This window comes from Hymenobacter properus (assembly GCF_015694735.1).
GTDB lineage: Bacteria > Bacteroidota > Bacteroidia > Cytophagales > Hymenobacteraceae > Hymenobacter > Hymenobacter properus.
The window spans coordinates 760756-779831 of sequence record NZ_JADQDP010000001.1 but is presented as its reverse complement, the minus strand read 5'-3'; the positions used below and the strand labels follow the sequence as shown (position 1 = coordinate 779831).

At 62.1% G+C, this 19076-nt stretch carries 14 protein-coding genes; 7 read left to right on the top strand and 7 right to left on the bottom strand.

Annotation, left to right across the window (positions count from 1 at the left end; genetic code table 11):
• Positions 1-6: 6 nt before the first annotated feature.
• The 3 genes from I2I01_RS03405 to I2I01_RS03395 form a co-directional block, all read right to left on the bottom strand.
• Positions 7-441 (bottom strand): MarR family winged helix-turn-helix transcriptional regulator, encoded by a 435-nt coding sequence (locus I2I01_RS03405; RefSeq protein WP_196285006.1) that lies wholly within the window; start codon positions 439-441, stop codon positions 7-9.
• A 242-nt stretch (positions 442-683) separates the two neighbouring features.
• The gene (locus I2I01_RS03400) at positions 684-3491 is read right to left on the bottom strand and encodes an outer membrane beta-barrel family protein (protein ID WP_196285005.1); all 2808 of its coding nucleotides are present in this window, start codon (positions 3489-3491) and stop codon (positions 684-686) included.
• Positions 3492-3498: 7 nt separating this feature from the next.
• Positions 3499-4311: a GLPGLI family protein gene (locus I2I01_RS03395; protein ID WP_196285004.1), complete on the bottom strand. Its 813-nt coding sequence runs from the start codon at positions 4309-4311 to the stop codon at positions 3499-3501.
• A 151-nt stretch (positions 4312-4462) separates the two neighbouring features.
• Between I2I01_RS03395 and I2I01_RS03390 the strand changes: the two genes are divergently transcribed.
• Both I2I01_RS03390 and I2I01_RS03385 read left to right on the top strand, forming a co-directional pair.
• Positions 4463-5989, top strand: a complete 1527-nt coding sequence (locus tag I2I01_RS03390) for a sensor histidine kinase (RefSeq protein ID WP_196285003.1) — start codon at positions 4463-4465, stop codon at positions 5987-5989.
• A gap of 152 nt (positions 5990-6141) precedes the next feature.
• Positions 6142-6819, top strand: coding sequence for a response regulator transcription factor (locus tag I2I01_RS03385; protein ID WP_196285002.1), 678 nt, complete (start codon positions 6142-6144; stop codon positions 6817-6819).
• A gap of 122 nt (positions 6820-6941) precedes the next feature.
• Here the strand turns inward: I2I01_RS03385 and I2I01_RS03380 are convergent, their stop codons facing one another.
• Positions 6942-7562 (bottom strand): MarC family protein, encoded by a 621-nt coding sequence (locus I2I01_RS03380; protein ID WP_196285001.1) that lies wholly within the window; start codon positions 7560-7562, stop codon positions 6942-6944.
• Between the two features lie 197 nt (positions 7563-7759).
• Here I2I01_RS03380 and purE point away from each other — a divergent pair, with 197 nt between their 5' ends.
• Together purE and I2I01_RS03370 are read left to right on the top strand one after the other, a co-directional pair.
• Positions 7760-8245 (top strand): 5-(carboxyamino)imidazole ribonucleotide mutase, encoded by a 486-nt coding sequence (gene purE, locus I2I01_RS03375; protein ID WP_230678907.1) that lies wholly within the window; start codon positions 7760-7762, stop codon positions 8243-8245.
• A gap of 145 nt (positions 8246-8390) precedes the next feature.
• Positions 8391-9509: an endonuclease/exonuclease/phosphatase family protein gene (locus tag I2I01_RS03370; RefSeq protein ID WP_196284999.1), complete on the top strand. Its 1119-nt coding sequence runs from the start codon at positions 8391-8393 to the stop codon at positions 9507-9509.
• Between the two features lie 150 nt (positions 9510-9659).
• On the opposite strand, the gene I2I01_RS03365 is transcribed toward I2I01_RS03370, so the two are convergent.
• The gene (locus I2I01_RS03365) at positions 9660-9941 is read right to left on the bottom strand and encodes a DUF427 domain-containing protein (protein ID WP_196284998.1); all 282 of its coding nucleotides are present in this window, start codon (positions 9939-9941) and stop codon (positions 9660-9662) included.
• Between the two features lie 152 nt (positions 9942-10093).
• Between I2I01_RS03365 and I2I01_RS03360 the strand changes: the two genes are divergently transcribed.
• On the top strand, positions 10094-11200 hold the full coding sequence (locus I2I01_RS03360) for a vWA domain-containing protein (RefSeq protein ID WP_196284997.1): 1107 nt from the start codon (positions 10094-10096) through the stop codon (positions 11198-11200).
• A gap of 83 nt (positions 11201-11283) precedes the next feature.
• Here the strand turns inward: I2I01_RS03360 and I2I01_RS03355 are convergent, their stop codons facing one another.
• A complete protein-coding gene (locus tag I2I01_RS03355; protein ID WP_196284996.1) occupies positions 11284-12927 on the bottom strand; it encodes a S8 family serine peptidase in 1644 nt (547 codons plus the stop codon).
• A 577-nt stretch (positions 12928-13504) separates the two neighbouring features.
• On the opposite strand from I2I01_RS03355, the gene I2I01_RS03350 reads away from it, so the two are divergent.
• Together I2I01_RS03350 and I2I01_RS03345 are read left to right on the top strand one after the other, a co-directional pair.
• The gene (locus tag I2I01_RS03350) at positions 13505-15064 is read left to right on the top strand and encodes a hypothetical protein (protein ID WP_196284995.1); all 1560 of its coding nucleotides are present in this window, start codon (positions 13505-13507) and stop codon (positions 15062-15064) included.
• A gap of 101 nt (positions 15065-15165) precedes the next feature.
• Positions 15166-16689: a sigma 54-interacting transcriptional regulator gene (locus I2I01_RS03345; protein WP_196284994.1), complete on the top strand. Its 1524-nt coding sequence runs from the start codon at positions 15166-15168 to the stop codon at positions 16687-16689.
• 122 nt (positions 16690-16811) lie between these two features.
• Here the strand turns inward: I2I01_RS03345 and I2I01_RS03340 are convergent, their stop codons facing one another.
• Entirely contained in the window at positions 16812-19070 is a 2259-nt protein-coding gene (locus I2I01_RS03340; protein WP_196284993.1) for a DNA methyltransferase, read from the bottom strand.
• Positions 19071-19076 lie beyond the last annotated feature (6 nt).

Genomic DNA, 19076 nt, shown 5'->3' with positions numbered 1-19076 from the left:
TAAAAACTAATTGCTTACCGGAGTGCAGTTCAGGGCGATGCGCTCCAGCAGTTGCCGCAGCACCGCTAGCTCGTCTTCGCCGATGCCGGCCAGGGCCACAGCCCGATTGTCGAGCACAATGGGCTGCACGGCCTCGAGCATTTGATGGCCCTGCGCGCTCACCCGGAGCTGGGTGCGGCGGCCGTCGTGGGGCAGCGGGATGGCCGACAGCAGACCGCGTTTCACGAGCAAAGCTAGCATGCGCGCCACCGAGGCCTGGTCCTTGAACACCCGCTCGGCGATGTCCTGCTGGGTGAGGTCGTTGTGCTCCAGCAGCACCCGCAGCACCAGCCACTGGTCGACCGTGATGTCGAGGCCAGCCCGGTCGATGTTGGCCTGAGCCATGCGCCGGTAGCTGCGAATGGCCTTGTCGAGCGAGTAAAAGATGATGGAGTTCAGCATACAGTGCAAAGATAAAGCAATGTTTATGATATATCATAAACATTATCTATTCATTCGCATTGCCCTGTTTGCAGAAGAAAGAAGAGGATAGAGGAGTAATGAGGAACGTCATGCAGAGCGCAGCGAAGCATCTCGCGTGTTGCAGTAAATAAGGTAGTTACAACGATTGAATTAGTGGTGACAAGCGAGATGCTTCGCTGCGCTCTGCATGACGTTCCTCATTATTAATGGTAAGCCGCAACCTACTTCCCGAACTGGCGCAGGTTATACGTGAAGCTGAGCAGAAAGTACCGCTGCAGAATGCGGCTGCGAACGTCTTCCACGTAGGTTTCGGTGGTGTTGCGCACCACGCTGCGGTTTTGGTTCAGCACGTCGTAGGCTTGGAGCTTGAGCTCGCCTTGTTTGTTGGCGAAAAATTGGCGCGCGAGGCCCAGGTTCCAGAGCACGAGACGCTGGTTATAGCCGGCGGCGCGGCCGGTGTTGTTGTTCAGCCACACGTCGGAGGTGAGCACGAAGCGGGCGGGCAGCTGGTAGAAGATATCGGCCGTTAGGGTTTGGGTGAGGTAGTCGGTGTTTTGGTTGGGCAGGAGGGAGTATCGGGCGTTTTGGTAGGTAATGTTGGCGCTGAAACCGAACTCAAGCTGCTCGTTAAAGGCCGAATTGGCGCTGGCGCCCTGGCCCAGGCTCCAGGTGCGGCTGGTGTTGAGCACGCCGTTTACCAGGCTGGGCGACTTTACAAAGCTGCTGTTGGTGCTCAGGCTAAGGTTAATTTTACGCTTGCTCAACCGCTGGCCAAGCGAGAAAAACCCGTTCACGCTGTAGAAGCCGTCGGCGTTCACGGGCCGGGTAATTTGCACGCCACGGGTGTTGAAGGTGGTGGCCGACACGATGCGGTCGTCGACGCGGCTGGCGCTGAGCACGGCAAACACACTGCGATTGGTGCTGGCGTTGAACTGCGAGAAGTTGGCCGTCAGTGTTTGCACGTATTCGGGCCGCAGATTCGGGTTGCCGGCCTGGATGCTGAGCGGGTTGGAGTTGTCGCGCACGGGCTGAAGCTGCGCGGCGGTGGGTGCGTTGAGGCGGGTGCGGTAGTTGAGGCGCAGCGAGCGGCTGCGGCTGCCGTTGTAGGTGAAGAGAGCGTTGGGCAGCAGGCTGGTGAAACGGCGGTCCACGGTGGTGTCGGCCGAGAGGTTGCGCACCCGCAAATCGGCCTGCTGGGCATCCAGGCCCAGCCCTACCGTGTAGCGCAGGCGTTTCTTCTGCAGCGTGAGCCCGGCCCGATTGGCCTGGAAGCGGCTGGTAAACTCGTTGCTCAACGCTGGGTTCAGCAGGTCGTATTGCTGGGTGGCTTCGTTGAAATCGGTGGTGAGGCGGCGGCCGTCGTTGCGCGAATCATTGAAGGCGTAGTGCGTTTCCAGCTTGGTGCGCAAACTCAGCGGCTCCACGTAGGACAGGCTCAGCACATTGCTGCGGGTAGGCGTGGCCTGCTCAATGCGCTGGTTGAGCCGCTGCACGGTGGGCACGCCGCCAGCGTCGAAAAACGTGTTGGTGGCTTGGTTGAAGGCCGTCGCGTCCTGGTCGCTCAGCGTCGACTTCAGGTTGGCCGAGAACGAACGGCCGGGCTTGCCGAAGCGCCGCATCAGCAGGAAGTTACCGCCCGCATTGGGGTTGGTGGTAGTGGCCGTGTAGCCGTTCAATCCTTGGTTGAGCACGCGGCCACCGAGGCTGGACTGCTGGCTGTTCTGGCGGGCCAGGTCATTGCCCTGCCACCAGGCGTAGGGCGTAAAGCGCAGCGAGGTGAGCGAATCGAGCACGTAGTCGAGCCGCATGTTGAAGCGGTGGCTGCTGGTGGTGCTGCGGTTAAACAGGCTTTGGTCGGTGACGAGGGGCGGGCCGGTTTCGGTGCCGGTGAGGCCAGCCACGTTCTCGCGGCGCAGCTGCTGGTCCGTCGTCACGGTGGCTCGGCTGGCGAGGTAGCTGGTAGCCACTTCGGCGCGCTTGCCCCAGGCATCCCGGTAGTTGAGGCCCACCGCGCCGCTCTCGGTAATGCTGGTGGGCTGGGTGTTGTTGCTGCCCAGCGCGTTCTGACGACCCCCTCCGCCCATGCGTATGACTGCCCCGCCGCCACTGGGGCCGCCCGCTGCCGGTCCAAAACTTGCTGCGGCCGGGCCGCCCTCATCGGCAAAGCCTTGCTGGTTGACATTGTTGGCCTGGGCCAGGGCCGAAATCTGGCGGCCGTTGTTGAAGCGGTTGAGGCCGAGGCGGGCCTGATAACGGCTGTCGGTGCCCACGCCCGCAGCCTCGGTGCCGAAGTAGCCCTTGCGCTTGTCGCGCTTGGTCACCAGGTTCAGCGTCTTCTGGCGGTTGCCGTCATCGATGCCGGAGAAGGACGACTGGTCGCTCTGCTGGTCGTAGAGCTGCACTTTGTCGATGATGTCGGCGGGCAGGTTTTTGGTAGCCATTTTGGGGTCGTCGCCGAAGAAGGGTTTGCCGTCCACCAGCACGCGGTTCACGGCCTGGCCCTGCGCCCGGATGCTGCCGTCGCGGTCTACTTCCACGCCCGGCAGCTTTTTCAGCAGCGACTCAACCGCCGCGTTGGGCTGGGTTTTGAAGGAATTGGCGTTGAAGGCAATGGTGTCGCCGCTCACGCTCACCGGGGCGCGCTCCTGCGTCACCACCACTTCGCTCAGCTTCTGGCTGAGGGCGCCCAGGCGCAAAGTGCCCAGGAAAGGAGCGGGGGCAGCGGCCGTGACGGCCACCGGCACGCGCCGCGTCCGGTAGCCAAGCGCCGACACCTGCACCACATAGCGCCCCAGGGCCACACTGCGCAGCACAAAACGCCCGTCGCCGTCGGTGATGCCGAACGTGACGTAGCTGGAATCGCGCGCCAGCGTGAGCGAAACCGAGGCCTCGCGCAGCGGCTTGCCGGTGGCCGAATCGGCCAGCGTGCCGCTGATGGAGCCCAGCACCGAGCGGGCGGGCGCGGTGGTTTGGGCCCGGGCAGCCGCGGCCAGCCCGAGCAGCAAGCTCAGTAAAAAAAGCAAACGCATGGCCGGCCTAGTTGCGGTTGAAGCGCATGCCGCCGCCTTCCATCATCTTCTGGCGGAAATCGGCCAGGGTCTTTTCGCGCAGGTCTTTCAGCTCAGCGGGCGTTACTTTCTGAGCCGTGGCCACGGGCTGCACCTCAGCGGCGGGCACGGGCTTCAGGTCCACTTTGGCGGCGCGGTATTGCTCCTGCTCGCTTTCCAGGGCCAGCACCACGCCCTTGTCGGGCGTCAGCTCGCGCACCGGCGAGTAGGTGAAAGGCAGGTCGGTGGTGTACCACACGGTGTAGGTTTCCTTCTTGTAGGGCACGGTGGCCTTGCGGCAGGTGTAGCCGGCTATTTTCTTGGTTTGTCCGGTGAGGTTCCAGCCGGTGGGGGCGGGCACGGGGGCGTCGGCGCGGTAGGTGGTGGAGGCATCGTCCTTCTTCACGGTGAGCACCGTGGTGGTGGCGCGGTTGGCCAGGTCGAGGTAGGTGGCTTCCTCGAAGGGCCGGGCGAAGTTGGTCATTTGTGGGGCTGCGGCGGGACCGTCGCCGTTCATTGTCACGGTGCGCATGGTCATGCCGCCGCCTTCGCGCTCTTCCTTGCCCGCCGGACCCGCAAAGCTCAGGTTGAGGCCGAAGGAGCGGGTCTCGGGAATGTCGGCCGGGAAATCGGGGCTGCCGGGCTTAACCTGCTGGCCATTTATCACGATGTGCACCTTGCTGAGGTCGACGCGCTGGGTGGCTTCGTAGCTGATGCGGCCGCTGGTTTGGGCTAGGGCGGCACCGGTGGCCAGCAGGCCGAGGGTGAGGGTCAGGAACAGGTTTTTTGCAGAACTTTTCATGGGCTGAGCAGATGTTGAATGGAACACTGCAAAGCACCGGCATTCTTTTGTAAAGTACTGTTATTGTGTGTTAAATAGTGTTAAGGGCCGCAAATGGCCTGGCAAAGCCCGTACTTTTGTTGAGCCAAGGCCCACTTTTTAGCTCACGTCCATGAAACGCCGCATTCGCTCCATTTTCTGGCTCATGGTGGCGTGCATGGTGGGCATCAACGGCTTTCAGGCGTATTGGCTTTACAACACGTACCAACTCACGGCCAGCCAGTTTGCCCGCACCGCGCGCGAGGCCCTGGCCAGTGTGGTGCAGCGCCAGCAGCTCGACCTAGCCCGGCAGTTTGTCGAGCGCGACCACGGCGCCAAAGGCCGCATCATGGTGTTTCAAAATACCGACGAGGAGGGACATTTCAACCGCGTGGTGGTGCGGCAGGGCAAGGGCGACGACACCGCGCACCGCGCCCGGCCCGATGTGCTGGTGCAGCGCGCAGTGGAGCCCAATGGCGTGCCGGCCGGTTTGGATTTGAGCAACGTGAAGGAAATTCGGGTGCAGCGCCTCGACCAGTCCGGAGCAGTCCCGTCCGGTGCCTCCGACACCCTGGCGCGGAAGCTTTCCCGACTGATTATCAATAACTGGGCCGGCGGCAAGCCCGTGAACCTGCGCCAGCTGTCTGCCAACTACCACCGCGAGCTGCGCCTGCGCGGCGCCGATGCTACGCTCGTGCTCGACACGATGAGCCTGCCGCTGCGTCGGGCCGGCGCCAGCCCGTCCGCGGCCTTCGACCGCCTCCCTACGCGGGCGGGCTACACGGTTAAAACCCCGCCAGTTTCACTCAATCCGTTTCGGGAGCTGTATGTGCGCGCCTCGTTTCAGCCGCCCACGTCCTACATCCTGCGGGCAATGGGCGGGTTGCTGGCTGGCTCGGTGCTGCTGCTGGCGCTCACCACGGGCTGCTTTTGGCTGATGCTGAGCACGATTCTGCGGCAGAAAAAGCTCTCCGACGTCAAGAACGATTTCATCAACAACATGACGCACGAGCTGAAAACGCCGCTGGCCACAGTGTCGGCCGCCGTGGAAGCCCTGCAAAATTTTGGGGCCCTCAACGACCCCGCCAAAACCCAGGCCTACCTGAGCATCTCGCGCACCGAGCTGCAGCGCCTGTCTGATTTGGTAGAAAAAGTGCTCAACATCGCCGCCGACGAGCGCCAGCCGCTGGCGCTGCGGCCCGAGCCCGTGCAGCCGGCCGAACTGGTGAACGAGATTGTGGCCCGGCACCAATTGCAGGCCGCCAAGCCCGTCGCCTTCGACGTACAGGCCGCGCCCGCCGGCCCGGTGCAAGCCGACCCGCTGCACCTGGGCAACGTCATCAACAACCTCATCGACAACGCCATTAAATACGCTGGCGAAGCCGTGGCCATCACCATCCGCAGCTGGCAGTCGGCGGCCGGCTGGCACCTGAGCGTGGCCGACAACGGCCCTGGCATCGCGCCCGCCTACCAGGAAGCTATTTTTGACCAGTTCTTCCGGGTGCCCACCGGCAACCTGCACAACGTGAAGGGATTCGGCCTGGGCCTGTATTACGTGCGGCAAGTGGTGGAACGCCACGGCGGCCGCATCACCGTGCACAGCGAGCCGGGGCGGGGGAGTCGGTTTGATGTTTTGATTCCGCAGGAATCAAAGACCTGACGGCAAAAACCTCACCCCCGGCCCCTCTCCTTGGGGAGAGGGGAGCCTAATGACTTTTCGTGATTGAGGTTTAGATTTTTGTAATGCCCCGCCGCCGTGGCTCCCCTCTCCCCATGGAGAGGGGCCGGGGGTGAGGTTACCCGCATTAGCTTATGCCCACCATCCTCCTCATCGAAGACGAGCCCTCGCTCGGCCTCATTGTTAAAGACAGTCTCGAAAGCCGGGGCTTCACCGTGCAGCTGGCCGCCGACGGCGAAGCCGGCCTGCAGCTGTTTCGGTTGCAGTGCCCCGACATGGTGGTGGCCGACGTGATGATGCCCAAGCTCGACGGCTTCTCCCTGGCCGAGCAAATCCGGCGCGAAAACGCCACGGTGCCCATACTTTTCCTCACGGCCCGCTCGCAAACGGCCGACGTGGTGCGCGGCTTCGAGCTGGGCGGCAACGACTATCTGAAAAAGCCCTTTAGCATGGATGAGTTGATTGTGCGCATCAAAGCGCAGCTGGCGCGGCAGCCCGTAGCGGCGCCGGCGCCCGGCGGCCCGCTCGCCATCGGCCGCTACCAGTTCGACTACCCCAAGCAAAAACTTCGTCTCGACGCCCACGAGGAAACCCTCACCAACCGCGAAGCCGAGTTGCTCAAGCGCCTTCACGACCAGCGCAACCAGGTGCTGGAGCGCCCCGCGGTGCTGAAAGAGCTGTGGGGCGACGACTCGTTTTTCAACGGCCGCAGCCTCGACGTGTTCATCACCCGCCTCCGTCGCTGCCTCAAAGATGACCCGCAGGTGCAGATTGTGAATATCCGCGGCATTGGCTATAAGTTGATTGTATAATCAGCCTAGAAGCCCGTCATGCAGAGCGCAGCGAAGCATCTCGCGTGCTTAACTAAACCAATCGAAAAAATTGCATTGCGCATGCGAGATGCTTCGCTGCGCTCTGCATGACGTTCAAAGTGCTACCGCGTGAGCCCCGGAAAAAGCGCCGCCACGGCCGTGGCCAGGAAGTTGACCCCAATGGCCAGCGTGAGAAAACCCATGATGCGCGACATGGCCGCCATGCCGGGCTTGCCCAGTATCCGTGTGAGGCGCAGCGAAAACAGCAGAATGATGAAAGCCGCAAGTGCTACCAGCGCGAAGCCCAGCACGGTCAGCGCCTTGTCGACGTAAGTGGGGCGGATGAGGCCGATGCAAATGGCCATGGAACCCGGGCCCGAGAGCATGGGCATGGCCAGCGGGGTGAAGCTGATGTCGTCTTTGTGCTTGCTTTCTTCGAGGGCGTCGGGGCCCACCCGGTCGCGGTTGCCGCCGGGCGTGAGCAGCTCAAAGGCCGAACGCATGAGCAGGATGCCGCCCGCAATGCGCAGGTGCTGGATGTTGATGCCGAAGAAGTTGAGGATGTACTGCCCGCCGAAAAAGGCCACGCTCAGCACCGCCACCATGTAGATGCAGGCGCGCAGGGCCGTGCGGGCCCGCTCGGAGGCGCGGTCGTCGGCGGTGAGGGTGAGGAAAACCGGCATCGCTCCGAACGGATTGACGACGGAAAAAAGGGTGGTGAACGTAGCGAGCAGAATTTCCATGCGCGCAAAGGTAGGGAATGGGCCGAACCGGCCAGAAAACCCTATTTTGCCGCCGCAACGGCGCCAAAAACCTGGTATTAGCCGGACTGTGCTGCCTTTTTCCGCTTCCCCGTCATATGATTCCCGATTCAGCAGCCGCCGCGGGCGGCACCGAGGCCGACCGGCCCACCACCGAAAACCCCATCGTGGGCATCATCATGGGTTCGAAATCGGACCTGAAAATCATGTCGGCCGCCGCCGAGCTGCTCCGGCAGTTCAACGTGCCCTACGACATCACGCTTGTTTCGCCGCACCGCACCCCGCACCGCATGGTGGAATACGCCGAAAGTGCCCGCAAGCGCGGACTACGCGTGCTGATTTGTGGCGGGGGCGGGGCGGCCCACCTGCCGGGCATGGTGGCAGCCTTCACCACGCTGCCCGTCATTGGGGTGCCCATCAACAGCTCGCTGTCCATTCAGGGGCTCGATTCCATTCTGAGCATGATTCAGATGCCGGCTGGCACGCCCGTGGCCACCGTGGGCCTCGACAACGCCGCCAACGCCGCCATCCTGGCCATTCAAATCCTGGCCCTGAACAACGCCCGCCTGAACGACTCGCTGGAGAAACACCGCAACACGCTCAAAGACCGGGTGATGCGCACCATTGAGGAGCTGCGCAAAGGCGGCTTTCAGGACGATGTGTAGATTCCAATCTGTCATCCTGAGCGCCGCGAAGGACCTTCTCACGTTAGAAAACGAATGGTTTCTGGCGTGAGAAGGTCCTTCGCGGCGCTCAGGATGACAGTAACGCAATTTATTTGCCCCAATAATCCCACCCTATTCCGCATTCATGCCCTTATTTCTTTCTGGCCTGCTAACCGTTGCCCACTGGGTGGTGTGGATAGTGGGGGGCGCAGGCCTGCTCGTCACGCTGCTGCCCATCCTGCGCCAGACGGCCTGGTGGATTCGCATCTGTGACTTCCCGCGCCTGCAAATCGTGGCCGTGCTGCTGTTGAGTCTGGTGGCGGTGCTGGCACTGCCCACGCCGCGCAGCTTCGGCCACGACGTGTTTGTGGTGAGCCTGGCCGTGGCGGTGGTGTACCAGTTCAGCCGCATCTGGCCCTACACGCCGCTGCACCGCAAGCAAGTGGCCGACGCCAGCCGCCCCGACGACGACCACGACTACCACCTCAGCCTGATGGTAGCCAACGTGCTGATGTACAACCGCGACGCCTCGCGCTGCCTGGGCCACGTGCGCCATTTGCAACCCGACATCGTGCTGGCCGTCGAAACCGACGAGTGGTGGCTGAGCCAGATGGCAGGCATCACCAAGGACTACCCCTACACCTGCCACGCCCCGCTGGCCAACACCTACGGCATGCTGGTGTTTTCGCGCCTGCCGCTCATCGAGCCGCAGATTCGCTACATCCTCGACCCCGACATTCCCTCGTTTCACGGCTGCGTCCGGCTGCCCAGCGGCGTCACGGTCAACCTGCACTTTTTGCATCCCAAGCCGCCGGCCCCGCAGGAGTCAAAATCGAGCGCCCGGCGCGACGCCGAGCTGCTGGTGGTGGGCAAGGTCATTCAGCACCACGACGGGCCCACCATCGTGGCCGGCGACCTTAATGACGTGGCCTGGTCGCACACTTCCGAGCTGTTCCGGCGGCTTTCGCGCCTGCTCGACCCGCGCATCGGGCGCGGTCTGCTGCCCACCTTCCACGCCGACTACAAGCTGCTGCGCTGGCCCCTCGACCACGTGTTTCACTCCGCGCACTTCCGCCTGCAGGAAATCAAGCGCCTCACCCATATCGGCTCCGACCACTACCCCATCTACATCCGCCTCAGCTACGAGCCCACCGGCTGGCACGAGCAGGAAAAGGAGTTGGAGCAAGCCGACGCCGACGACCACGAAGAAGCCGAAGAGAAAATAGAGGAAGGCGTGGAGGAAGTGGCCGCAGGCGAAGAGTAGAAAGAGGGCAAACAGTAGTGCAATCGTCTGTCATCCTGAGCGCAGCGAAGGACCTTGCCACGTTAGAATGTTCTAGCATGGTAAGGTCCTTCGCTGCGCTCAGGATGACAGTCACGCTAGTAGGAGGCCCGCCTTCAGTCGGTCTGTGGCTTACTGCTCCACCCGCACGCCTTTCCAGAACGCCACGCGGCCTTCGATATTCTTGGCGGCGTCTTTCGTTTCGGGGTAGTACCAGGCGGCGTCCTTGTTGAGCTCGCCGTTCACGCGCAGGGAGTAATAGCTGGCGCGGCCTTTCCAGGGGCAGGTGGTGTGGGCAATGCTGTCCTCAAAAAACTCTTTTTTGATGGCATTGGCCGGGAAATAGTGGTTATTTTCGACCACGATGGTGTCGTCGCTTTCGGCCACGACGGTGTTGTTCCAGATGGCTTTCATGGGTGGGAAGGGGGAACAGGGAATTAGGGATAGGGGAAAAGGCCTAAGCAACTTGTAGACCTGAACATAAAGCGGGCCCGCGGTGTTTTCTGAGCCGGGCGGTCTGGCGGCAAGCCTCTATACCTCCTTCCTTATCCCGTATTCCTATTCTTATGGCCGTTGGCTTCCGCTTCCGCGATTTTGTGCCCGAAGACCAGCCCGAAAAGGGCTTTGAGTCGTTGTTTAAGCTGTTCATGCAGCTCGTCACCATCACTTCTGGCGACGTGGGTGAGGCCCTGTCCTGGCTCAACGAGCTGGATAAGCAGTATGGCCTCACCGACGACAATTACGGCATGGGCAATTTCATCGATGACCTCAAGAAAAAGGGTTACATCGATGAGAACGAGCAGGAAAAGGGCGAATTCAAGATTACGCCCAAAACCGAACAGGGCATCCGCAAGTCGGCGTTGGAGGAAATTTTCGGCAAGCTGAAAAAGAGCAGCACCGGCAACCACCGCACCCCGCACACCGGGCAGGGCGACGAGCAAAGCACCGACCTGCGCGAATTCCGCTTTGGCGACTCGCTGGAGCAGATTCAGATGTCAGAGTCCATCCGCAATGCCCAGCTGAATCACGGCATGGACGGCGACAACTTCATGCTGACCGAGGGCGACCTGGAAGTGCGCGAAAACGAGCACAAGAGCCAGACCAGCACCGTGCTGATGATTGACATCTCGCACTCGATGATACTCTACGGCGAGGACCGCATCACCCCGGCCAAGAAAGTGGCCATGGCCCTGGCCGAGCTGGTGAAGCAGAAGTACCCCAAAGACTTCCTCGACGTCATCGTGTTCGGCAACGACGCCTGGCAGATTGAGGTGAAGGATTTGCCCTACCTGCAAGTGGGCCCCTACCACACCAATACCGTGGCTGGCCTGGAACTGGCCATGGACCTGCTGCGCAAGCGCAAAACGCCCAACAAGCAGATTTTCATGATTACCGACGGCAAGCCCACCTGCCTGAAAGAAGGCAATGGCTACTACAAAAACGCCTTCGGCCTTGACCGCAAAGTGGTGAACAAGACCCTGAACCTGGCCGCCGCCGCCCGCCGCGTCAAGATTCCCATCACCACCTTCATGATTACCTCCGACCCTTACCTGCAGAAGTTCGTGGAAGAATTCACGGAGGTGAACCAGGGCAAAGCTTACTACTCAGGCCTGAAAGGGCTGGGCCACCTGGTGTTTGAGGATTACAAGAAGAACCGCCGCAAGACGCTGTAATTTTTCAGCCGCGCAAACGTAAAAGCGCCGCCTTAGCACCAAGACTACGGCGGCGCTTTTACGTTTGCGCGGCTGAATAACAGCTATTTGCCGCGGCGGGCCTGCGCGCTGATGGGAGCGGCCGGCACTGGCACAGCGCTGGCCAGCCGCACGGCCTCATACAAATTGACGATGCCGCCCGTGCGCGAAAGCGTGGCGAAATCGACCAACTGCTTGGTGCCGGGCTTGCGCACCTGCGTATGTACCGGCGCGGCCGAGGCCAGAATAATGCGCTTGAGGTCGGCTGGGGTGAGCTGCGGAAAATTGACTTTCAGCACGGCCGCCACGCCGGCCACCACAGGCGTGGCCATGCTGGTACCGCTGCCGGGCCGATACTGGTCGTTGGGGTAGGTCGACACCACATCGACGCCGGGTGCGAATACGTCCACCGCTCGGCCGTAATTGGAAAATTTGGCTACCAGCTGTTCGTCGTTGGTGCGGGCGCTGGCACCCACCGTTATCAGGTTTGGGATGGGCTGACCGTTGAGAAAGCGTGGACTGGGGTATTGGGTAGTGGAGTCGACACTGAGGTGGTCGTTGCCGGCGGCGTGCACCAGCAGCACGCCTTTCTTATCGGCGTAGCGCATGGCTTCGTCCACCACATTTTTCTCAGGCGAAAAATATTTGCCGAAGCTCATGCTGATGATACTGGCGCCGTTGTCGACGGCATAGCGGATGGCGTTAGCCACGTCTTTGTCGCGCTCGTCACCCATCGGGATGGCCCGCACGCTCAGGATGCGCACCTGCTCGGCAATGCCGCGCACGCCGAGGTTGTTGGCGCGGTCGGCGGCGATGATACCTGCGCAGTGGGTGCCGTGCTCGGTGCCGTGGTCGCGTGGGTCGGCCTTCACGTTGGGGTTGCCGTACTGGCGCTCCGCGAGGTCGGCAGGATGGTCGCCCACCAGCGGCTGGGGGTTGTAGGCCAGGTTGTATTCGCAGTCGAGAACCTGCTTTAGCTTGGCGTTGTAGCTACGGTACTGGTTGGTGAGCGAGTCGAGGTTGGCGAATTTGCCCCGCACCGCTTGGTAGTACCGCGCCGCCAGCCGGGTGAGCGCCGTATCGGCGGGCGGCTGCCGCAGGCGGCCCGAATCGACCACCGCCACGCCGTAGGCCCGGCGCAGGGTGGCTACGTTGGCCAAGTCTTTGGTGAGTTCGCGCGCGTCGTCTTCGTAATCGGCCTCGGCCGCCGCCCGCTTGGTGGTATAAGCTTCCTTCGCCTGTTCATATAGGCGGAATTCATCCTTTTTGCCAGGCGGCACGATGGCCAGGGTTTGGTGCTCGTACTGCGGCCGGAGGCGGGCGTAGAGGCGCGTTTCCTCTTTTTGGTTGCGGAAAACGTTGCGGCCGTCGGCCCCGCCGGTAAAGTTCCAGCCGTACACGTCGTCGGCATAGCCGTTGTGGTCATCGTCGCGGCCGTTGGCAGGAATTTCCTTCGGGTTGTGCCACAGGACGTGGCGCAGGTCTACCTGTGCCGTGTCGATGCCGCCATCAATCACCGCCACGATGATGGGCTTGGCTGCGGGCTTGTTCGGCAGGGTGCGCAGCAGTTCATACGCCCGGTCGGTGCTGATGCCCATGACGTGGTCGGCGGTCGGGTCGAGGTGGTGCCACTGGGCGAGGGGAGCCTGGGCGTGGCTAGCGAGGCCAAGCAGGCAGAGGAAGGGGAGGAGCAAGTGAGCGCGGCGCATAAGCGAAGTGGGTGTTAGGTTGCTGCAAAACACGGCCGTGGGCAGCGTTTATCCTTTCGCGGCTGTTGCAATTGCTTGTTGATTTGTGGCCTATGCCCGATTATCCTGAATGAAGGGGCGCGCGACCTGCCCAGAGGACGCCGGTACTGCCCTAACGATTCCGTTCAACGAACTGGCGGGGGCATGCCCCTCCCACGCAGCCCCGGCGATGGCCATTCGGTACCTTCTTCGATGGTGCGTCAGTGACGCGTGCCAGCGAAGGATGTTCTTGATTGCCCACGGCAAACTGACCTTTCTAAAAGAATCCGGCGACTGCTAAAAAACTAGCTTCGGTCTAGATAGGAAGGTAGTAATCAAATCCCCTGACCGCCGCCCGCCGCGTCAAAATCCCCATCACCACCTAAATGATTACCTCCGACCCTTATTTGCAAAAGTTCGTGGAGGAATTTACCGAAGTGAACCAGGGCAAGGGCAACTATTCTGGCTTGAAAGGCTGGGCCACCTGGTGTTCGAGGGATTCAAGAAGAACCGCCGCAAGACGCTGTAGTGCAGCGAGAGCGGCAGCTATATTCAATCCATGAAAAAAAGCTGGTTGCTGCTACTTTTTATCACGTGGGCTTGGCGCGGCTTGGCCCAGCCCGGGCCGTGGGGTGGCGAGCTGCGATTTCGATTGTTCGACCCGCATGGCCGGCTGGTAGAACCCAACCGTTCAGACTACCGCTGCTTTCCAAGCTGGCAGCCAGCCACGCCCGAAGAACTGCGTGACCGCCGGAGGCTGGGCTATGATTTTGCGCCTGCTTTTCGGCAGGAGGGCCGCGACGGCTACCGTGCCTACGCGGCCGTGCCCACGCCAGGCGGCGGAATCGTGCCCCCGGATTTTGCCGTGAACGTGGTGCACGGTGCCGACACGATGCGCATTTACGGGCTGAACGCCTTCGGCTCCGAGGTGCTGCGCGTCGATTCCATTCCGTTCAGCCCCGGCCGATTTTGGGTGCCGGCAGCTTATCTGCCCTTGCTGAATGTGCGCGTGGTAGGGGGCCGCATTGTGAATAGCGGCTGGGATTTTTTTCGCAATCCGGCCGGCCGCCCCGACCGCATCACGACAGCGCCGCTCGCGCAGTCTCCTTTGGCAGAGCGTATTCCGCCCGACTCCCTGCTCACCTGCCCGCTGCTCACGGTGCGCTACAGCGAACGGGTTCGGCAAGCGCGGACGTACGAACCCGGGCGGGCGGACGTGCTCCGGGCCGCCGAGCGCGGGCAACGGCCGAAATTGCTGCTCGGCCACCTGGGGCAACTAACATCCGTTACTTGCGCCGGTTCCCGGCTGCTGGTTCAGTTCACCAGCCGGCTGGTGCTGAAGACGGAAGACGGGGGTGCTACCTGGCGAGTATTTGAGGTGCGCGACCGCATCACTGTTCCCTGGCACGGCTACTTGGCAAGTGCGAACGAACTATACATCACCCGCGTGTGGGCCGACGGCGACCGGGTGTTGGCCCGTGGCTCGCGCAACTGGGGCCCATCAGGCTTTTATGAATTGAATTTTACACAGGACACGACTTCGGAAGTGGTGCGGCGCAGCCTGGCCCTCAACCGGGCGGCCTATCTGGCCTCCCTGACTGCGGCAGAACAGGAGCAGAAGGCGGTTTTTCTCAAGGAAATGCGGGCCGAAATTGCCAAAAGCACAAACCAGGTCTTCGTGCGTCGGGGCTTGTTGCGGCAAGCGCATTTCATGCAAAACAACTCGTATATATCGCCGGCCGCTGAGTGGCGGGGGACGACAGACAGCATCGACCTAAAGGCTTATTTCATCTACCGCGAACGACCGATAGTGACGCTACGGGACGGAAAGTTTCAGTTTATTGGTTCTCATTGGGCAAAAACGGTTAGCGAAGACTCCGAAATTCCGGCTTGCAAAGTCGACGGTTCCTGTACTGTCACAGATAGCACCCTCACGTTTCGGCCCCGACCCGGTAGCAAGTGCCTGCCGCCCGCGCCCCAGTACGACTTTTACCCCGCCGGTACTTACTATTATTATTTCAGCGACCCTTTCAATTCGGGCCAGCCGCTGCTCATTCTGCAGCGCTGGAACGACGAGGTGGGCGGCACCATGTACCTCGCTTTCCGGCTGCGCCACTAGCGCAGCGGCAGGCTCGTCGCCGGGCGTGGTCCGGGCCTGAACCTCAGCCCCCCTTTCACGGTTAAAGACCTTGGGAAGCCTGTTTCCCACCAACGCCTTTTATGAAGCACGAAAACATCCAGACCCTGGGCCAGCTTCGCGCCAGTGGTTATCAGCCCCGCAGCGTGAAACAAGAGCTCCGGGAAAACCTGATTCAGAAGCTTAAAAACAAAGAGGAAGTATTTCCCGGCATCTTCGGCTACGACGAAACCGTGATTCCGGAACTGCAGCGCGCCATCCTGGCCGGGCACCACATCAACCTGCTGGGCTTGCGCGGCCAGGCCAAAACCCGCATCGCGCGTCTGCTCGTGAGTTTGCTCGACGAATACACGCCCGTGGTGGCAGGCTCCGAGCTGAACGACGACCCGCTGCAGCCGCTGTCGGTGTTTGCCAAAAACCTGATTGCCGAGAAGGGCGACGACACGCCCGTGGCCTGGCTGCACCGCAACGAGCGTTACACCGAGAAGCTGGCTACGCCCGACGTGAGCGTGGCCGACCTCATCGGTGACGCCGACCCCATCAAAGCCGCCACCCTCAAGCTACCATACTCCGACGAGCGGGTGATTCACTTCGGCCTGATTCCGCGCGCCCACCGGGGCATTTTCGTCATCAACGAACTGCCCGACTTGCAGGCCCGCATTCAGGTGTCGCTGTTCAACATCCTGCAGGAAGGCGACATCCAGATTCGCGGCTTCAAGGTGCGGCTGCCGCTCGATATCCAGTTCGTATTCACGGCCAACCCCGAGGACTACACCAACCGCGGCAGCATTGTGACGCCGCTCAAGGACCGTATTGACGCGCAGATTATCACGCACTACCCCAAGAGCATCGAAATCGGCAAGCGCATCACCAAGCAGGAGGCCCGCATCAAAGACGAGCAGCGCGGCCTGGTGACGAGCAACGAAATCATCCACGACCTAGTGGAGCAGGTGGCTGTAGAAGCCCGCGGCTCCGAGTTCGTGGATGCCAAGTCGGGTGTGTCGGCCCGCCTCACCATCTCGGCCTACGAGCAGGTGATTGCGGGCGCCGAGCGCCGGGCGCTGCTCAACGGCGAAAGCAACACCTACGTGCGCCTGGGCGACTTCATTTCGGCCGTGCCGGCCGTGACCGGCAAGGTGGAGCTGGTGTACGAGGGCGAGCAGGAGGGGGCCGGCATCGTGGCCGAGAAGCTCATGGGCAAGGCCATTCGCACGCTGTTCCTGAACTACTTCCCCGACCCCGACAAGGCCAAAAAGCTCAAAAACCGCCCTTCGCCCTACAAAACGGTGCAGGAGTGGTTTGGCAACGGCAACACCTTGGACCTGCTGCATGACGCCAGCACCGAAGAGTATAAAAAGGCCCTCGACAACGTGCCCGGCCTGCGCGACATCGTGCAGGAGCTGCACCCCAACGAGACGCCCGAGCACACCTACTTCCTGATGGAATTCCTGCTCCACGGCCTAGCCGAGCACAGCCTGATTTCGCGCAACCGCCTCACGGCCGGCGCGCAGTTCAAGGACTTGCTGTCGTCGATGTTCACCATGCCCAGCTTCGGCGATGATGACGACGAGGACGAGGAAGACGAGAAGCCACGCCGCCGGCGCTAAGTGGCGCGGATTTTAGTACGCACTTAAAGCCAATAAGAATGCCCCGCGTGCCGCAAGGTGCGCGGGGCATTTTGCATTTTTGGAACAGACCAACGGGCGTGGGGGCATTGGCCCACCGGGTGCTACTCTGCCTCGCCGAGCGCTGCTGCCCGCTCCTGAAAAGCTGCAAACAGAAACTCCAGCCGTTCCTGCTCCGTGGCAAAGGGCTCGGTGCGAAAACAACGGTCTACGGCTTCGTCGAGTTGGGCGGCTGCGGCCAAGCGCTCCGCCGAAAGTGTTTCGCCCCAATAGTCGTATACCGGGCCAGGGCCCTGCTGGGGGCCTTGCGCGGCTTGCACGGCGGCCACTCCGGCGGCCACGGCTGCCATCTGCGCCGGGGTGGGTGCTGGCGGAAACGGGAAATTGTGGTAAGTCAGCAGGCCTTGATTTTTGTAGCCATACTTCCAGTTGCCGCACAGCTGGCGCACCCAGGTGCCGAACATGGCCGAAAGAATCAGCCCGAACAGGTAGGGCGTGGCGTGGGGAATGAATTCCACCGAGCCATCAATAACGGCCTCATCGGGCAACAGTACCGCGGAAAGGTACGGACTGTCGGAGAGCATGCCCGCCGGCAACACTATAAAGTTGGAAATAGGTTGGCCTTTACCCTCAGTCAGTTTCTCCGATTGGGCAAATTCAGGAAGCTCTACCCGTGGATAGTTACGTTCAAACTCAAGCTTGGCCTCCCACATAGCGTTTAGGCCAGGAAGCTGTTCCCAGCCGTGGGCCAGCGCCACGGCCAGGGGCAGGTGCCACAGCGGCCGGGGATTGCGGTAAGTGATGCCTTGTACAAAGGGGTAGAGGTAAGGAGCAGCGGCCGGTTGTCGGGCTAGCAGGGCGCGGCGCGCGTCCGCATCCAGCACAAAAGCATGTCTGGCTGCTGCGTAGTGACTGCGCGCAAGCGCGGGCACATTGGCCAGAGGTTGCTGCCGGTAGCCAAACCATACTTCGGAGGCGGCCAGCAGGTAGTGGTTGATGCGGGGCACTAGCTGCTGGCGGGGCTCGCCGGTCGGCGTATCGTAGGCGAATAGCTGTTTCGGCCCCCCGGCTTGCCGCCCGATGCCCACTACCACACTGCGCGCATCTGTCTTCTGGCTGAGCAGCCGGCCGCTGGCAAACGGGCGGTGGGCAAACTGGATAATTACGCCGTGCTCGTGCTGCATTTCCCGCCACATGTCAGCGTTCAAGGGGCCCTGCATATCGTCTTTGTGTAGCAAAAATGCGGCGCGAGCTTTTGGTTCGTAGGCAAGGTAGCGCGCCACCCACACCAGGCCTCCAGTCGCCTGGAAGTGCGACCACCAGACCTCGGGCCGGCCCAAGCGCCAGTCCGTCTGAATGCCCTGCCGGCTGCGGCGGAAGTCGCCAAAGAGGTAATCGATGGGCGGCAAGCCTTCTTCCCAGTTCGCTTCCTGCGAGGCGCCGCGCACCAAGTGCAGGGTTTCGGCCAGGGGCGGACGCTGGTTGGGCTGGCCAAGTGCGGCGGCGAGGTGCTGGTTCAACTGGTGGTCCAGCAGCCACAGAGCCAGCTCGGCCAGGCGGGCTGCAAACGGGTCGGCTTCCAGGCCGGCGCACTGGCTCAGCCGCACGCGGGGCAGCAGGGCGTGCAGGCGGGCGCCAAGGTGGGCCTGTAGCAGCTTCAGCTCCAGCAGGCGCAGCTCGCGGTAGGCCCCTGCCAGGAAGGAACCGTTGCCGCAGGCGGGGTCGAACAAGCGGAGGGCCACCAGGCGCGCGTGCAGGCGGTCGAGGCGGTCGGCATCGGAGCCGGCCTGAGTTAGCTCCTGGCGCAACTCATCCAGAAACAGCGGGCCAATGACTTTGAAAATGTCCGCCTCCGGTAGGTAGTGGTCGTTCAGGCGCTGCCGTTGGTAGGGGTCGTGCAACGCCTGAAAAAGCGCGATGAACACCGGCGGCGCGATGTGCGCCCAGGCGCCGCGTGCGCAAGCCAGCAGCCGCTCGCGCAGCTCGGCCGTGAAGGCCGGCAGGGGCAGCACTTGCCCAAACAGCGCCCCGCCCAGGTAGGGCAGGCCCGCCAGGGCGGGTAGCAGCCGCGGCGGGCGGCTGGCCACTGGCTGGCTCAGCGTTTGGAAGAGTTGGTGCAGGTGGGCGGCGGTGTCGGAGCCATCGGAGCGGGTGTGGTTTTCCAGCAGACTACGAAACTGACCTTCTTCTAGAATACCGGAGTCTTGTGCGAAGCAGCAGAAAGCCACGCGCATCAGCAGTTCCTCTAGGGCGCGGTCCTGTGCGGGGAAGTCGCCGAAGCCGGAGGCGCGTAGGCCATCAAACAGCTGCCCCAGCAGCTCAGCAGCCTGAAATGTGGCAGAGTCAGTCGTTGGGGAAGACATGGCAGA

Coding starts and splice junctions, on each gene's coding strand:
- I2I01_RS03400 (WP_196285005.1), bottom strand. CDS start 3,491: ATGCGTTTGCTTTTTTTACTGAGCTTGCTGCTCGGGCTGGCCGCGGCT.
- I2I01_RS03340 (WP_196284993.1), bottom strand. CDS start 19,070: ATGTCTTCCCCAACGACTGACTCTGCCACATTTCAGGCTGCTGAGCTG.
- I2I01_RS03405 (WP_196285006.1), bottom strand. CDS start 441: ATGCTGAACTCCATCATCTTTTACTCGCTCGACAAGGCCATTCGCAGC.
- I2I01_RS03390 (WP_196285003.1), top strand. CDS start 4,463: ATGAAACGCCGCATTCGCTCCATTTTCTGGCTCATGGTGGCGTGCATG.
- I2I01_RS03380 (WP_196285001.1), bottom strand. CDS start 7,562: ATGGAAATTCTGCTCGCTACGTTCACCACCCTTTTTTCCGTCGTCAAT.
- purE (WP_230678907.1), top strand. CDS start 7,760: ATGGGTTCGAAATCGGACCTGAAAATCATGTCGGCCGCCGCCGAGCTG.
- I2I01_RS03345 (WP_196284994.1), top strand. CDS start 15,166: ATGAAGCACGAAAACATCCAGACCCTGGGCCAGCTTCGCGCCAGTGGT.
- I2I01_RS03365 (WP_196284998.1), bottom strand. CDS start 9,941: ATGAAAGCCATCTGGAACAACACCGTCGTGGCCGAAAGCGACGACACC.
- I2I01_RS03360 (WP_196284997.1), top strand. CDS start 10,094: ATGGCCGTTGGCTTCCGCTTCCGCGATTTTGTGCCCGAAGACCAGCCC.
- I2I01_RS03370 (WP_196284999.1), top strand. CDS start 8,391: ATGCCCTTATTTCTTTCTGGCCTGCTAACCGTTGCCCACTGGGTGGTG.
- I2I01_RS03395 (WP_196285004.1), bottom strand. CDS start 4,311: ATGAAAAGTTCTGCAAAAAACCTGTTCCTGACCCTCACCCTCGGCCTG.
- I2I01_RS03355 (WP_196284996.1), bottom strand. CDS start 12,927: ATGCGCCGCGCTCACTTGCTCCTCCCCTTCCTCTGCCTGCTTGGCCTC.
- I2I01_RS03385 (WP_196285002.1), top strand. CDS start 6,142: ATGCCCACCATCCTCCTCATCGAAGACGAGCCCTCGCTCGGCCTCATT.
- I2I01_RS03350 (WP_196284995.1), top strand. CDS start 13,505: ATGAAAAAAAGCTGGTTGCTGCTACTTTTTATCACGTGGGCTTGGCGC.